Origin of the sequence: Arthrobacter sp. Soil764 (assembly GCF_001428075.1) — a bacterium.
In the GTDB taxonomy this organism is placed as follows: domain Bacteria; phylum Actinomycetota; class Actinomycetes; order Actinomycetales; family Micrococcaceae; genus Arthrobacter.
Window position 1 is genome coordinate 63991 of the sequence record NZ_LMSI01000002.1, and the last position, 13971, is coordinate 77961.

A 13971-nucleotide genomic window follows, 5' to 3' on the forward strand; every position below is an offset into this window, starting at 1 on the left:
TCAACAGGAACAGGACCATCCCCATGCCTTCAAAGACCATAAAGACCACGACGGCGGCAATCGCCCTTGCGCTTTGCCTCCTTGCAGCCCAGCCCGCCCAGGCGGCGGACAGCACGAGCGACACCAACCAGGCCTTCACCTTCGCCGCCATCGGCGACATCCCGTACGGTGCTGCCGAGATCGCCAAGTTCCCCTCGCGCATCCAGGACCTCAACGCGGACAAGGACCTGAAGTTTGTAGCACACGTGGGTGATATCAAGAACGGCTCCTCCGTCTGCTCCGACGAGTACTTCTCCTACATCCGCGCACAGTTCGACACCTTCACCCACCCGCTGGTCTACACGCCCGGCGACAACGAGTGGGTGGACTGCCACCGGACCAACAACGGCGCCTATAACCCGCTGGAACGCCTGGACACGCTGCGGGAAGTCTTCTTCAACCAGCCCGGCAAGACGCTCGGTGCCACCATGCCAGTAAAGAGCCAGGAGAACCTTGGCCTCCCCGAGGACGTCCGCTTCACCCGGAACCGGGTGGCTTTCTCGGTGCTGAATGTCCAGGGCAGCAACAATTCGCTCTTGCCCTGGACCGGCTTGGGCAAGACTGCCCCGAGCCCCGAGCAGCTCGCCGAGGTGCAGCGCAGGACGGACGCCGTCATCGCCCAGATCCACCAGACCTTCGCCGACGCCAAGCGCAGCAATGACCGGGCCGTGGTGCTCCTGCAGCAGGCCGACATGTTCGATCCGTCGCTGCTTGCCAGCGCCACCGCCGACCCGGACACCGTGTCCGGCTTCCGGGAGATCGTGCAGGCGATCGTGGACGAAACCAACCACTTCGACGCTCCCGTTTACCTGGTCAATGGTGACAGCCACGTCTTCGCCGAGAACCAGCCCCTCGCCGCGGGCTCACCCTGGCTGGACATCTACGGCTCGCCCGCCGCGGACAACCTGCAGCGCATCACCGTGGACGGTGCCAACAACGCCGCCGATTACGTCCGCTTCACGGTGGCCGGCAACGGCGAAGCCGGTGCGGACGTCCTGAGCTGGGAAAAGGTCCCCTTCAGCGGGTAGCCACCTATCGGAAACGGTCGACGGCGGGTGCCCACCCGCCGTCGACCGTTTCTTTGTGGAGGTCTGGACCCTGGTTGCGGCCGGATTTATCGTGAAAGGGTGGCGGCTGCCTGACTGGCAGGATGGCAAGCCCTGCCGGTCCGCTGTTGCAGCCGTCCGTCTTGAGGAGGCAGCAGATGGAACACGTAGAAGAGACCGTTGACGTCGCCGTACCGGTGCGCACCGCGTACAACCAGTGGACCCAGTTCGAATCCTTTCCGCAGTTCATGCCCGGGGTGGAATCCGTAACCCAGCTCACCGACACCACCAACCACTGGGTCACCAAGGTGGGTGGCGTCCGGCGCGAATTCGACACTGAAATAGTTGACCAGGAGCCGGACGACCGCATCGCCTGGCGCAGCACCGACGGCAATTCCCACGCCGGAATCATCAGGTTCACGCCGCTGGATGCCAACCACACCAAGGTCAAAGTCCATTTCGAGTGGGCGCCCGAAACCGTCACCGAAAAAGCCGGCGCAGCCCTGAAAGTCGACGAGATGCAGGTGAAGGCGAACATGCGGAAGTTCAAGGACTTCGTCGAATCGCGCGGTACCGAAACCGGCGGCTGGCGCGGCGAAGTCAAGGACACCGGCCCTACCGGACAGTTGTAGAAGTGCCGGCGGCTGAGGAAACGAGCCCGGGAAACAGGAAGCGGACGACGGCGGGTGCGCACCCGCCGTCGTCCGCCCTCCTTAGCTGTTACCCACCCAGGGGGTTATCGCCCAACAAGCCCCATGTGCAGGTCGTTGTAGCGGTTTCCCTGCACGCCGATCCGGGCGGCGACTGCATTGAGGTCCGCGACTTCATCGGCGGACAGGGCAACGGTCGCCGCGGCCGCGTTTTCCGCCAGGCGCTCGCGGCGGCGGGTCCCGGGGATCGGCACAATCCACGGCTGCTGTGCCAGAAGCCACGCCAGCGCAATCTGTCCGGGCGTGGCGTTTTTGGCGGCGGCGAGTCCGGCCACGTGATCCACCAATGCCTGGTTGGCGGCGCGGTTGTCAGGTGAAAAACGCGGAATCGTGCCGCGGACGTCACCCTCGGAGAACTGCGTGGACCTATCCACGGTTCCGGTCAGGAAGCCCTTGCCGAGCGGGCTGAACGGCACGAAACCGATGCCCAGCTCCGCCAGGGTGGGCAGCACCTCCGGCTCAGGGTCACGCGTCCACAGGGAATACTCACTCTGGACCGCCGTCACCGGATACACGGCGTGGGCGGCCCGGATGGTCGCAGCCGAGGCCTCGGACAGGCCGAAGTGGCGGACTTTTCCGGCCTGAATAAGCTCACCAACGGCACCTGCCACTTCTTCGATCGGCACATTGGGATCGACCCGGTGCTGGTAAAAGAGGTCGAGCGTGTCCACGCGCAGCCGGCGCAGTGACTCGTCAGCTACGTGTTTGATCCGCTCGGGGGAGCTGTCGAGCCCCACGGACTTGCCGTCCTCTATCCGCCACCCGAACTTGGTGGCAATGACCACCTCGTCCCTGACCGGCGCGAGTGCCTCGCCCACGAGTTCCTCATTGACGAAGGGGCCGTATACCTCGGCCGTGTCAAAGAAGTTAATCCCCATCCCCACCGCGTCGCGCAGCACCCCGATCATGGCTTGGCGGTCCCCAGGGTTGGGACCGTAGCTCTGGGACATACCCATGCAGCCAAGTCCAATCGCCGAAACCTGCAGGCCCTGCCCAAGTGTCCGTGTATGCATGATGTCTCCTCGTCCGTTGCCGTCATACCTGCCGTCACCCCCGTGCGGCTTTACTCCAGTCAACGGCGTCCCGGGCGCTTAAGGGAGTCCCTGCTGAAACGGGTTCTGGCAGGGCCACCCTTGTACGTCGGCTGCCTCGGTCCGCCAGCGAGTTGGGGGTGTCTGGTGGACACTGCCACCGGCCGGCCCCGCTGCGTAGCGTGATGGGTGTGGATAGAAAAGACGACATCCGTGAGTTCCTGATCTCGCGCCGCGCGAAGATCAGCCCGGAGCAGGCAGGAATCCCCAGCTACGGGGAGCTGCGCCGGGTCCCGGGGCTCCGGCGTGAGGAAGTGGCACAGCTCGCCGGAGTGAGCACCGACTACTACACCCGGCTGGAACGTGGCAGCCTCCGCGGTGTCTCAGACTCAGTGCTGGAAGCGGTCTCCTCCGCACTTCAACTGGACGAGGCCGAGCGCGGCCACCTGATGGACCTGGCCCGCACGGCCAACGCACCCAGGCGCCGGACGCCCGGGCGGCCGCCGCAGCAGCGGGTCCGCCCCGGCGTGCTGCGGCTCCTGGACGGGATGACCGGCGTCGCCGCCCTGGTCCAGAACGGCCGTTCGGACGTGCTCGCCGCCAACCTCCTGGCCCGGGCGCTGTACGCAAACGTGTTCAACTCCGGCGTGTCGTCCGGCCCGGACCTTCCCGGCAAGCTGCCAAACCAGGCGCGCTACCTCTTCCTCGACCCGGGCGCCGGCGACCTGTACCCGGACTGGAAGGCCGTGGCTGCCACCACGGTGGCCATGCTGCGATCGGAATCGGGCCGGAACCCGCACGACCGGCTGCTGAACGAGCTGGTGGGGGAGCTCACCACCCGCAGCGGGCTGTTCGCCGCGCTCTGGGCAGGGCACGACGTCCGGATCCACACAACCGGAACCAAGCGCTTCCACCACTCGGTTGCCGGCGACCTGTCCCTGCAGTTCGAGACGCTGCACCTGCCCGGCGACCAGGGACAGACCCTGTTCACCTTCACGGCAGAGCCGGGCTCGGCCTCGGAAAGTGCGCTTGCATTCCTCGCCAGCTGGGCGTCACCGCCATCCTCCATCCCGCCACGCCTCAGCGCGCAGGCAGAAACACCCATCACAGGAAAGACAGAACAATCCCATGACTGAACAGACCCTCCCTACGAATTCGACTACCAGCAGGACCGGCCAGAAGGTCTGGTTCATCACCGGCGCCGGCCGCGGCCTGGGCACCGATATCGCCAAGGCTGCGCTGGCGGCCGGGCACGCCGTCGTCGCCGCGGGCCGCAATCCCAAAAAGGTGGCCCAGGCCGTCGGCAGCCACAAGGACCTCCTCGCTGTGAAGCTTGACGTCACCAACCCCGATGACGCCGCTGCTGCAGTGCAGGCGGCAGTGGACCGGTTCGGCCGAGTTGACGTGCTGGTGAACAACGCTGGCAACTTCTATGCCGGCTTCTTCGAGGAAATCAGCCCGCAGGACTTCCGGACCCAGATCGAAACCACCATGTTCGGTCCCATGAACGTCACCCGGGCGGCCCTGCCGGTCCTGCGTGCCCAGCGGTCCGGCCTGCTGGTCACCATCTCCTCCACGGCCGGGATCGCGGGCGGGGAATTCCTCACCGCGTATGCCGCGTCCAAGTTTGGTCTTGAGGGCTGGGCCGAGTCGCTGGCCCCCGAGGTCGCGCCGTTCGGCATCCGGTCCATGCTCGTGGAACCGGGTTTCTTCCGCACTGAACTGCTCACCCCGGAGTCCACCAGCTATGCGGACTCCACCATCGAGGACTACGCCGAGCGCACGGAGCAGACAGTCAAAACCTGGAAGAGCATGGACGGCCAGCAGTGGGGAGACCCCGCTAAGCTCGCCGATGCGCTGATCCAGCTGGCTGAGCTGGCCGAGCCGCCGCTGCGCTTCGCTGCTGGCGCCGACGCCGTGGACACCTTCGAGGCGCGGGCCAAGCTGCTTCAGGACCAAGCAGACGCCCACCGGGACCTCTCCGGCAACCTCGCCTTCAGCGATTCCTGACAGACAAAAGCGGACGACGGCGCGCGCTCACCCGCCGTCGTCCGCGTTCCTTAGGTGCCGGGCAAGTTGGTTGGAGCCGGAAATGCTTGAAGGCCGCGTAAAGTTCCCGATCCTCGGCTGGGGAGTGCTAGGTATCCAACAACCCACCGCTGGCCCAACGCCGGACCGCGAGCTGCTCGTCGGCGTCGAACTCGAGCGACGCAACCCGGCACAGTTCCTCCACGTACCGTGTCCAGGCAACTGCCAGTTCGGCTGCCGTTGCCTCATCACTGAGCGGGAAGCCGGCGTAGGACAGGCCCTGCAGCACGAAACTCACGGCGTTCCGGGACACGGGCTCACCCGCGCTGACGCAATCATCCCGGACCTGCCGTGACAGCTCGGTGCGGTTGGCCGGATGCCCGCGGAGCCGGGTGGCCATGGACTGGAAGATTTGCCGGAACTGGGCGGCCGAGAGTGCCGGGACATCCGTTACCCGCGTGACTTGCTCCTCGACGCCCGGCTGCTTGTCAGCGGGAGCCGGAAGATCGTCACTTGAAAACCGCTTCGCGTCCCAAACCCAGCCGCCCTGCGCCGACGAATACTCGATATCCTTGCCAATCTGGGAGACCCACGTTCCAAATCGTCCAAAACCGCCCCAGTCCGTCTTCAGGGCAGGATCTGCGGCGAGGGCACGGTGGGCAACCATCGCTCCGACTACCGGGCCCGGGGCGGTACGGACGAACTCCAGCACCTCCCGGACACCCGGCGAAGCCGCCTTGATTTTGGTCTTCGTTGCGGCGGGGGCCTGGCGTTGATTCCCGGAGGTGACCATGTGAATGGGCTCGCTGGGGGTGCCGTTGAGGATGGCAACGAAGTCATGGGACTCCACCACATGGTCCGCCATCTCCCGGTACGCGAAGGCCACGGCGCCGGCCGCGATGACGGTGGTCATCCGGTCGGCGGCGCGGAACCGCTGTATCAGCGACGTGAAGTCCCGCATCCGCAGAAGCGATAAAGAACTCTTCGATGCCAACGCTTCCGGAAAGCGCGTCCATGGCATCAAGAACCAGGTTGATGTCAGTGCTGCTTTTACCCCGCTGTGTCAGCGACGGGCAGTCGATCACGCGGAACCCGGCGCGGGTCCAGTAGGTCCGGTACTTCGAGTACACCGTCGGGTTCAGGTAGCAGTTGCGGATCAGGAAGCGGCGGGCGCTTTTGCCGGAGTCGCCGGCTGACAGTGCCTCGGCCCAATGTTTGGGGTCCTCGGCGAAACGCTTCGCCGCCTCTGGATCGATGGCCTGCAGGCCGGTGAAGACATTATCGAAGTCAACGAACATCGCAGCACGTATGCCGGGCCGCCGGGTGGGTGGGAGCGCCTCATTCATTGGCTCAGTGTGCCAGCAACGCCCGGCAGGGGTAACCAGTACGCGCCTAAACGCAGGAGGGACGACGGCGGGTGCCCACCCGCCGTCGTTCGCTTTGCTATGTGCCGGGCACGTGCCTTGCTAAAGGCCGAGCTTCATGAACACGCTGTTGGGGTCCAGGACGTAGTCGGCAAACGGCGGGCACTCCGTGAAACCGTGCCGGGCGTAAAGGCGGCGGGCGGGAGCGAAGTAGTCCTCGGTTCCCGTCTCCAGGTAGACGTGCTCAAGGTTCCGTGCACGGGCGTGGTCCAGGATATGCCGGAGCATGAGGGTGGCCACACCCCGTCCTCGTGCGGTGGCGGCGGTACGCATGGATTTGATCTCGCCGTGCCTTGCCGGGCCGGTGGGGGAGTCCAGGAGTTTGAGCGCGCCGCACCCCAGCAGGTCGCCTTCCTCCCGGGCCGTCCAGAACGTTATCGGGGGCGCGGACAGCGCCGAGTGGTCCAGGGCATGGACGCTCTCCGCCGGCGAGGTGGCGAACATGTCGGCCAGGTGCTCGCTGAGGAGGAGGTGGACGTCGTCACGCGTGGGGCTGTCCCGGTCTATGCGAATCATCGCCCTCAAATGTACCTGTTGCGCCCGCTTCACGGCTGTGCCATGATTCCCGTGATCGTGACCCGACCGCAGGAGGTGAGACCCATGAATGCTGTATCCGCAATGGGTGCTCCCCGCAGCCCACGATCGCGCGGCTGACCCAGCCGCCGCCGGGAGCGCCGAAACAGGCTATTCGCGAAAGGCGACTCCCATGAACCCAACACCCTCTTCAACTCCTCACCCCACCCCGACGGCGGCTTCCGGGCGCGCACTGGTCCTTGGCGGCGGCGGATCAACCGGCAATGCGTGGCTGATCGGCGTTCTCACCGGGCTGGCCGATGCCGGCCTGGACGTGACGGACGCGGACCTGGTCGTCGGCACCTCGGCCGGGTCCACCGCAGCGGCGCAGATTGCCGGCGCCGGGCTCACCGACCTCTACGCCGCGGTCCTCGAAACATCCCGGCCCCGCGTTGCTCCGCCTGTACCCGGCAACGGACCCGCTCCCGCCAGGCCGGTCTCTGATCACCTGGAACGGACGGGCAGGATCATCGCCTCCTCCGAAGATGCAGCGGACATGCGCCGCAGGATGGGTGCGCTGGCCCTGGACCTGGCCTCCGCTTATGACGCGACCGCACGCTGGCGCGAGACCGTGGCCGCGCGGCTACTGGGCCGGGATTGGCCACATCACGGGCTGTTCATCACGGCCGTTGATGCCCACACCGGCGAACCGGTCGTGTTCGACAGCAGCAGCGGCGTGGACCTGGTGGACGCCGTTGCCGCCAGCTGTGCCAGCGGGTTCGCCTATGGGATCGGGGACAGGCGCTATATCGACGGCGGTTACCGGCGCAACGAAAATGCCGACCTTGCGGCGGGACACGGGCGCGTCCTGGTGCTCTCGCCCTTCGGCGGCAGGACCCGGATGCCGCTGGAGTGGGGCATGCAGCTCGCAGCGCAGGTGGAGGAGCTGCGGGCAGGCGGGAGCAGGGTGGAAACGATCTTGCCCGACGGCGATGCCGAGCACATGTTCGGCGCCAATGCGATGGACTTTTCACTGCGACCGGCAGCCGCGCGCGCGGGGTACCGCCAAGGTGAAGCGCTTGCCCGGCAGCTCACCGAATTCTGGTGCTGAAGCCGAATGTTTTACTGCGGGAATTGCGGAACCGAGCAGTGGTGACAGTGCGTCGGAAAACCTGTTCATTAATGTTTTTGTTGATATTCCTGGAAATGACAAGGAAAGCCTGAAGATCCCTACTGGCCGTCAATTGAGGAATTTTTCGTAACCGGATCCGTCATGCCATGAGTGCCGTGCCAGCAGGCAAACCGCCCCGAATAGCGGGACGCCCGGAGGGCTGGCTAAAAAAATAAAAGGGCGTAGGGTTGCGGGTACGCGAGCAAGGAAAGGCGTGATTCCGATGTCCGGAAAATCCCCCAGAAGCAGCGCCGCAAAGAAAGTCGGCAAGTCGATCCTCGAAAAACGGGCTGACAAAAAAGCAAAGCATGAGAGTGGCGAACTCAATGTTGTGAAGCCCCGAAAGAATCGGCGCTGACCGGGCCAGCGGGCGGCTGGAACTCCTAGCCTGGCCGCCCGCCCTCAAGGCGGTAACAGCAATGACGCAGGAAGGACGACGGCAGGTGACCACCCGCTGTCGTCCTTCCTGTTTGCCTGTTAGTCCTCGATGGTGACGCCGCGCCAGAAGGCGATCCGGTCCTCGATGTGCTTGGCCTTGTCCTTGGGATCGGGGTAGTACCAGGCGGCGGCCTCGTTCCGCTGGCCGTCCACTTCCAGGGTGTGGTAGCTGGCCTGCCCCTTCCATGGGCAGAAGGTGTTCTTGTCGCTGTCCCGCAGGTAACCGGGGTTGACGGTGTCCCGCGGGAAGTAGTGGTTGCCCTCCACCACCACCGTGTCCGCGGACTCGGCGATGACTTTTCCGTTCCAGATAGCCCTGACCATGAGGTTCCTTCCGTCGCTGCCGCCGCATGGAATGCGGCAGGTGTCGTACGGGTGCCAACGGCCTGGACGGCGGGCTTGTTCCCGACGGCGGTTCTACCGAGGGCTTTTGTCGATGACGCAGAACCGATTTCCGTCCGGATCCTCGAGGACCACGAAGTCAGGGTCATCGGGGTACATGTCCCAGTCCACGTGCTTGGCTCCGAGGGATACCAGCCGCTCCACCTCCGCACCCTGGTCGTCCGCGTACAGGTCCAGATGGATCCGCGGGTAGGCCTGGGCCGGGGTTTCGCTGAGCATGAGGGACAGTGCCGCGCCCGGGCCCGACGCCGGCACAAGGGTCACCCACGTGTCGTCACCGGGTTCCCGGGGGACATAGCCGATGGCCTCCTGCCAGAACTTGGTGGCGGCGGCAACGTGGTTGACGCCGAGGACGATCGTTCCAATGGTCAACATCCGCCCAGCCTAACCCCGGTTCCGGCAGCCTGTCCTGCTTCTGGACAGGGAAAATGCCCGGCTCCATCCCGGAACCGGGCATCCCCTCAAGAGCTAGGCAACCACCTCCGCCGGCACCACGCTGCAGTCCGCCCTGGCACCGGCGAGCTGCGGCGCCCACCCGTCCATCCCCTGCAGGTACGCCCTGACCGTGTACTTGCCCGCCTCAGCCTCGGGCAACTGCGGACGGTCGGGCGTAACCTGCGCGCCGGGGCCGCGGTTGTTGTACTCGTGGAACCGTGCCTCGCGCCAGGAGAAGCCGCTCATGTCCGTCCATGGGGTGCCGGAGATGTGGGCGCCGAGCCAGGAATCCCTAACCAGGACCTGGGCAACGGCTTTCGGGTCGCCGCTGGGATGCCACGGCCTGCCGAGATGAACTGTGTCCCTTGCCGCGTCCGAGACCAGCCGGCACTGGTCAAAGAGGTAGCCGTACGAGATGGACAGGTCCTGGCTGCCCGCCGTCACATAACCGTTGTTGGTGGTGGAGCCGCGGTCCAGCGACTTGATCTCGCAGCCACTGAACACGGCGGTTCCGCGGCCGAAAATGAAGTCCACGTCGCCCTCCACGTAGCAGCCCTGAAAGTAGAACCGGGCCTGAACGCCTGCGCCCGGTGAGTTCACCAGCAGCGTGTCCTGGTTGCCCAGCAGCCTGACGTTGGACAGCACCGACCGGTCCCCGGTGATGTGCAGCGCCACGGCCTGGCGGTCCTTCATCCCCATGTTGGCGGCCTCGTCGAAATCATTGCTGATGGTCAGGTTCTGCGCCACGAAATCCGGCCCGTCAATCCGGACGGACGCACTGCCGGAGGTGCCGAAGTTCCCGCCGCCGCCCGGTTTCGGCGTGCCGGATGCGTTGTTGAAGACCAGCAGCACGTCCTCCGGCCGGCCGCCCTGGCCAATGAAGGAGATCCGCGGCTTGTCCGCCGGAACCCTTACGGCTTCCCGGTAAGTGCCGGGCTGGATCCTGATGACGGTCCGCTGGAGGCTGCCCGCGGGGACGGAATCGACGGCGGACTGAACCGTTGCGAACGCCCGGCCGGGGCCGACGTCGAGCGTTACCGGGACATCCACGGGCCGCTCGGCCGGCCAATACATTTCCAGCAGGGGGTCCGCGACGGCGTCGATGTTCAGGAAGTAGCCTGGCGGGACGATCTCCTTGGACTGCAGCTCGCGGCCCACCAGGCGGGCCACGGCCACCGCGCCGGCGGCCTGGAAATGCGTGTTGTCCTCAGAGCCCTGCGGATACTGCGGGTGCTCACCTGGAGCCAGGAACAGGAACTGCGACTTGGTTCCTTCCGGCCCCAGCTTTTGCCAGAGGTCCTTTGAGGACGCCGTGAGGTCCACCACGGGAGTGCCGGTCGCGGCGGCGAGCTCCCTGACAGCCTGCGGATACGCTCCGTGGGAGTCCTTCGCATTGCCAAGGGAGTCGAAGCGGCGGCGTTCCACCGGGGTGACAAGAACAGGCTTGCCACCGCGCGCCCGCGCCCCGTCGATGTACCGGCCCAGGTACTCCTTGAAGGTGGTGTCGGGAAGCGTTCCGCGGGCTGGGTCCGCCACTTTTTCGTCGTTGTGGCCGAAGGAGATCAGCAGGTAGTCACCCGCCTGCATCAGGGCCAGCACCCGGTCCAGCAGTCCGGCGTCGGCGAAGCTCTTGGAGGAGGCGCCGGACCACGCGTAGTCAAAGACCGTTGCCTGCGGGCCCAACAGGAGCGGCAGGGCCTGTCCCCAGCCTGCACGGGGGCGTTCGGACTGCTGGTAGGCCGACGACGTCGAGTCCCCGACAACGAAGATGACGGGCTTGGTGCGCGGTTTGGTGGTGTCGGGGCCGGCTTGGGAGAGCGCGTTCGCCATGCCCGTTCCTGGGAAGGCCGCGGCCCCGGCGGTGAGTGCCAGCGCGGTCAGGACGCTGCGGCGGCTAGGCAGGATGGCAGCCATTAAAGGTCGCCTCCCGCCGTGAAGACCGGTCCCGTGGAGTCCTTGAGCAGCGCCGGCACGGCCTGGGCCGGATGGACGTGGGTACGCAGGGTTGGGGTCCAGGACGTGTCCTCGGCCAGCTGGTCGGCGGGGGCTGCGGCCGCGTTGTACTCCGCGCGCAGATCGGTGATCTTGCCGTTGACCGCGTTGGCGATGGTGGTGATTGCCGTTCCCTTGTAGCGGCCGATGATGTCCGCGGCGCTGATCCCGTCCGGGAGCGTGAAGGCGTTGGCCTCGGCGTACAGGTGGGAGCTGAATCCGGCGCCCAGGCTGTACTCATAGGGGATGGCGCTGTCTTCAGTCACCTTGAAGTGGTTGTTGTACACATCCACTTGGCCGAACCGGACGCGCGGCGCGCGCTGGCCCACGTTTTCGAAGACATTGTGGTGGATGGTGACCCGCAGCTTGCCGGGGTCTCCACGCGTGGGTGAATCGGTGGAGCCGATCAGGAGCAGCTTGTCGTGCTCGGAGAACCGGTTGTAGGACATAGTGACCAGGTCCGAGCCGTTGGTGACATCCACGGCACCGTCATGCACCTGGTAGGGGCGGCCGAAGTAGAGCGGCTGCGAACTGTCCAGGTTGGGAGCGTCCGTGAAAGCGGAATGGTCAATCCAGACGTGCGTGGCCTTGTTGATGACCTGCAGCAGGTCGTACTCGCTGTTCCAGTTTCCCTCGGTGCCGTCAGTGGGGTCCCAGGCGGGGAAGCAGTCGGCGGAGTCCCTCAGCGTGAGGTTGCGGAGGATGACGTTGGTGGCACCGTTGATGCGCAGGGCCGCGCCGGTGATGCTGCTGTCCGGCATGGCGCCAACGATGGTGGTGTTGCTGGGAATGTCCCACCGGATGGTCTTTGCCTGCTTGGCGGCGGCCAGGCGCCTGGCATTCTCCTGCGGACCTGCCGGCTCCTGGTCCCGCCCGTAGGTGGCGGGATCAAAATCCTGGAGGTACTGCGCCAGGCTGTAGCCGGTGCCCGCGGCGTAGTCTTCGCAGGTGAGCGGGGAGCCGTCTGCAGCAGTGTTGGCGTCGATGCTGCCACGGATGCGGATAATTTTGGCCTGGCTGCCGGCGGCGAAGGCGGCCAGCAGTTCTGCCTTGGTGGAGACGTCGTAAACGTTGGCCGACTCGGCTGCTGATCCGCCGGTGGTTCCGGTCCCTTCGGATGCCCAGCCATCTCCTGCTGGCAGTACCTGGCGTTCAAGGGGTGTCCGGATGGTCTGGGCGGTGGGATCGGCCGCCGGGTTTGGGGAAGCCCCTGCCGGTCCGGCAATGAGGAGCGCTCCTGCCACGGCAATGGCTGCAGACATGGATAAGTGCGTACTGCTTTTTCGCATGTTCTCTCTTCCGTCATTGGAATGAACTGCGCCCTGGTCCGAGGGCCGCTTTGCCGCCGGATGCTTGTGAGCGCTGACAAGGACCATACCGAGAAAGCGGTTTCTCAGCAATAGGAGTGGCGGATGTTTCTCAAGTGGCGGAAGTACCCGCTGGGTGCTTCCCGGCTGGCCGAGGCTCGCGGCTAGACTCGTCCGCATGGGGGAAAACATCACACCTGAGGAACGCCCACCGTCCGGGCGCGCCAAAGTTCCTGCCGCCGTCGTGCCGTTGCTGGGCGTCGCCGCGGTGCTGGTCGGTTGCCTGATTGCCTACTTGAACCGGGATTTCACCGGCTGGGTTGCCTACGCCCCGCTGAGCAACCAGCCGTTCAGCGCCAATGGCGCGGCCTTCATTACGCAGGGGACCCAGGCCGGCCTGGCAATGATCGCGGCTGGGCTGCTGTTGCTCGCGTTCTGGGCTGGATACAGGTTCGGCCGGCGGGCCGGTCCGGAACCGCTGTAAGGGTTAGCTCCCGGGATTGTTGATGGGCTTGTCCAGCGCCACGCTGATGGTCTGGCCCGGTGCGAGCTCGCCGTTGGGCAGGTCGGTGAAGTCATACCAAGCCCCGGCAGTGCCCGTGCTCGGGCGGTTGGCCGAGCGCAGTTGGTCGACGCCGAAGCGGAAGGAAACCTGGCGTTCGGTGTCCCCTGGTGCGGTGGTGTAGGTCAGGGGGATCCCTTGGGCATCGGCGGTGAAGGTTCCCTGGGCGCCCTCGATTTTCAGCTCGCCGGGTATCAGTCGAAGCTTCGTGCCCGCGGGGATAGGTTCATTTGCTGACAGCGCAGGGTTGTACAGCAGGATCTGGGCGGTGGTTGAGCGGAACTTGTAGCCCAGGCTGTCGAACGAGTCTCCGTCTACGGTCGTGTAAAAGACTGTCTGGCCGAACGAATTGTTGACCGATGCGCCTGAACCGGACCTGCTGTCCACCGGCTTCTTTTGAAGCTGAACGACTTTCCCCGCCTGAATGAAGTAGATGCTGCCCCTTTCGTAGGTGAATGGAACCTTGTTCGCCTCGGCCAGCTGCTCTTCAGTCAGGTTGAACCGGTAGGTAATGCCGCCCAGGGTGTCATCGGGCTCAACCGTGTAGCTGGTGGGGATTCCGTCTGCATCAACGGTGGCGGGGCCCTTTGCTCCGGGCATCGGCCCGTCTGGGATCAGGCGGAGTCGGGTGCCCGGAGTGAGGCCGGTTCCGGGCTCGAGTGCATTGAATTGGGCAATCTTCCGCTCGGGCAGCTTGTAGCCCGCTGCGACCCCCGCCAAGGTGTCACCTGCCACCGTGGTGTAAAAGTCCGCGTTGCCAAACGAGTCCCGCACGGTTTCTCCGCCGAGGAGGGATTTGGCGGCGGAGGCCGAAGCTGCCGGAGGGGGCGTAGCGGCGGCTGGCTGCGCCGCGGTTGGGGGATCGGCGTACGT

At 65.6% G+C, this 13971-nt stretch carries 15 protein-coding genes; 6 read left to right on the forward strand and 9 right to left on the reverse strand.

Annotated features, from left to right (window positions below):
- Positions 1 to 23: 23 nt before the first annotated feature.
- Both ASG86_RS02645 and ASG86_RS02650 read left to right on the forward strand, forming a co-directional pair.
- On the forward strand, positions 24 to 1067 hold the full coding sequence (locus ASG86_RS02645) for a metallophosphoesterase (protein ID WP_056329875.1): 1044 nt from the start codon (positions 24 to 26) through the stop codon (positions 1065 to 1067).
- A gap of 176 nt (positions 1068 to 1243) precedes the next feature.
- On the forward strand, positions 1244 to 1717 hold the full coding sequence (locus tag ASG86_RS02650) for an SRPBCC family protein (protein WP_056329877.1): 474 nt from the start codon (positions 1244 to 1246) through the stop codon (positions 1715 to 1717).
- 104 nt (positions 1718 to 1821) lie between these two features.
- On the opposite strand, the gene ASG86_RS02655 is transcribed toward ASG86_RS02650, so the two are convergent.
- The gene (locus ASG86_RS02655) at positions 1822 to 2808 is read right to left on the reverse strand and encodes an aldo/keto reductase (RefSeq protein WP_056329879.1); all 987 of its coding nucleotides are present in this window, start codon (positions 2806 to 2808) and stop codon (positions 1822 to 1824) included.
- A 203-nt stretch (positions 2809 to 3011) separates the two neighbouring features.
- Between ASG86_RS02655 and ASG86_RS02660 the strand changes: the two genes are divergently transcribed.
- Positions 3012 to 3962 carry a helix-turn-helix transcriptional regulator gene (locus ASG86_RS02660; RefSeq protein ID WP_200946113.1) on the forward strand — a complete coding sequence of 317 codons (951 nt, stop codon included), beginning with the start codon at positions 3012 to 3014 and terminating at the stop codon, positions 3960 to 3962.
- Positions 3955 to 4836: an SDR family oxidoreductase gene (locus ASG86_RS02665; protein WP_056329884.1), complete on the forward strand. Its 882-nt coding sequence runs from the start codon at positions 3955 to 3957 to the stop codon at positions 4834 to 4836. Before ASG86_RS02660 ends, ASG86_RS02665 begins: the two co-directional genes overlap by 8 nt.
- A 127-nt stretch (positions 4837 to 4963) precedes the next feature.
- On the opposite strand, the gene ASG86_RS20885 is transcribed toward ASG86_RS02665, so the two are convergent.
- From ASG86_RS20885 to ASG86_RS02675, 3 genes are all read right to left on the reverse strand, one after another.
- Positions 4964 to 5767 (reverse strand): hypothetical protein, encoded by an 804-nt coding sequence (locus ASG86_RS20885; RefSeq protein ID WP_235565072.1) that lies wholly within the window; start codon positions 5765 to 5767, stop codon positions 4964 to 4966.
- A complete protein-coding gene (locus tag ASG86_RS20890; protein WP_235565073.1) occupies positions 5691 to 6200 on the reverse strand; it encodes an NYN domain-containing protein in 510 nt (169 codons plus the stop codon). The genes ASG86_RS20885 and ASG86_RS20890 overlap by 77 nt, the downstream gene beginning before the upstream one ends.
- Before the next feature lie 120 nt (positions 6201 to 6320).
- A complete protein-coding gene (locus tag ASG86_RS02675; protein WP_056329887.1) occupies positions 6321 to 6794 on the reverse strand; it encodes a GNAT family N-acetyltransferase in 474 nt (157 codons plus the stop codon).
- A gap of 190 nt (positions 6795 to 6984) precedes the next feature.
- On the opposite strand from ASG86_RS02675, the gene ASG86_RS02680 reads away from it, so the two are divergent.
- On the forward strand, positions 6985 to 7902 hold the full coding sequence (locus ASG86_RS02680) for a patatin-like phospholipase family protein (protein ID WP_056329889.1): 918 nt from the start codon (positions 6985 to 6987) through the stop codon (positions 7900 to 7902).
- A gap of 537 nt (positions 7903 to 8439) precedes the next feature.
- Here the strand turns inward: ASG86_RS02680 and ASG86_RS02685 are convergent.
- The 4 genes from ASG86_RS02685 to ASG86_RS02700 form a co-directional block, all read right to left on the reverse strand.
- The gene (locus tag ASG86_RS02685) at positions 8440 to 8724 is read right to left on the reverse strand and encodes a DUF427 domain-containing protein (protein ID WP_056329892.1); all 285 of its coding nucleotides are present in this window, start codon (positions 8722 to 8724) and stop codon (positions 8440 to 8442) included.
- A gap of 93 nt (positions 8725 to 8817) precedes the next feature.
- Entirely contained in the window at positions 8818 to 9177 is a 360-nt protein-coding gene (locus tag ASG86_RS02690; RefSeq protein ID WP_056329895.1) for a VOC family protein, read from the reverse strand.
- Between the two features lie 93 nt (positions 9178 to 9270).
- Positions 9271 to 11151 (reverse strand): pectinesterase family protein, encoded by a 1881-nt coding sequence (locus ASG86_RS02695; protein ID WP_056329898.1) that lies wholly within the window; start codon positions 11149 to 11151, stop codon positions 9271 to 9273.
- Positions 11151 to 12491 (reverse strand): pectate lyase family protein, encoded by a 1341-nt coding sequence (locus ASG86_RS02700; RefSeq protein ID WP_235565074.1) that lies wholly within the window; start codon positions 12489 to 12491, stop codon positions 11151 to 11153. Before ASG86_RS02700 ends, ASG86_RS02695 begins: the two co-directional genes overlap by 1 nt.
- 223 nt (positions 12492 to 12714) lie before the next feature.
- Between ASG86_RS02700 and ASG86_RS02705 the strand changes: the two genes are divergently transcribed.
- Positions 12715 to 13020 (forward strand): hypothetical protein, encoded by a 306-nt coding sequence (locus ASG86_RS02705; protein ID WP_056329904.1) that lies wholly within the window; start codon positions 12715 to 12717, stop codon positions 13018 to 13020.
- 3 nt (positions 13021 to 13023) lie between these two features.
- On the opposite strand, the gene ASG86_RS02710 is transcribed toward ASG86_RS02705, so the two are convergent.
- Complete coding sequence (locus ASG86_RS02710; protein WP_056329906.1) at positions 13024 to 13872, reverse strand: LysM peptidoglycan-binding domain-containing protein; 849 nt, start codon at positions 13870 to 13872, stop codon at positions 13024 to 13026.
- Positions 13873 to 13971: the final 99 nt, after the last annotated feature.

Coding starts and splice junctions, on each gene's coding strand:
- ASG86_RS02645 (WP_056329875.1), top strand. CDS start 24: ATGCCTTCAAAGACCATAAAGACCACGACGGCGGCAATCGCCCTTGCG.
- ASG86_RS02650 (WP_056329877.1), top strand. CDS start 1,244: ATGGAACACGTAGAAGAGACCGTTGACGTCGCCGTACCGGTGCGCACC.
- ASG86_RS02655 (WP_056329879.1), bottom strand. CDS start 2,808: ATGCATACACGGACACTTGGGCAGGGCCTGCAGGTTTCGGCGATTGGA.
- ASG86_RS02660 (WP_200946113.1), top strand. CDS start 3,012: ATGGGTGTGGATAGAAAAGACGACATCCGTGAGTTCCTGATCTCGCGC.
- ASG86_RS02665 (WP_056329884.1), top strand. CDS start 3,955: ATGACTGAACAGACCCTCCCTACGAATTCGACTACCAGCAGGACCGGC.
- ASG86_RS20885 (WP_235565072.1), bottom strand. CDS start 5,767: ATGACCACCGTCATCGCGGCCGGCGCCGTGGCCTTCGCGTACCGGGAG.
- ASG86_RS20890 (WP_235565073.1), bottom strand. CDS start 6,200: ATGAATGAGGCGCTCCCACCCACCCGGCGGCCCGGCATACGTGCTGCG.
- ASG86_RS02675 (WP_056329887.1), bottom strand. CDS start 6,794: ATGATTCGCATAGACCGGGACAGCCCCACGCGTGACGACGTCCACCTC.
- ASG86_RS02680 (WP_056329889.1), top strand. CDS start 6,985: ATGAACCCAACACCCTCTTCAACTCCTCACCCCACCCCGACGGCGGCT.
- ASG86_RS02685 (WP_056329892.1), bottom strand. CDS start 8,724: ATGGTCAGGGCTATCTGGAACGGAAAAGTCATCGCCGAGTCCGCGGAC.
- ASG86_RS02690 (WP_056329895.1), bottom strand. CDS start 9,177: ATGTTGACCATTGGAACGATCGTCCTCGGCGTCAACCACGTTGCCGCC.
- ASG86_RS02695 (WP_056329898.1), bottom strand. CDS start 11,151: ATGGCTGCCATCCTGCCTAGCCGCCGCAGCGTCCTGACCGCGCTGGCA.
- ASG86_RS02700 (WP_235565074.1), bottom strand. CDS start 12,491: ATGTCTGCAGCCATTGCCGTGGCAGGAGCGCTCCTCATTGCCGGACCG.
- ASG86_RS02705 (WP_056329904.1), top strand. CDS start 12,715: ATGGGGGAAAACATCACACCTGAGGAACGCCCACCGTCCGGGCGCGCC.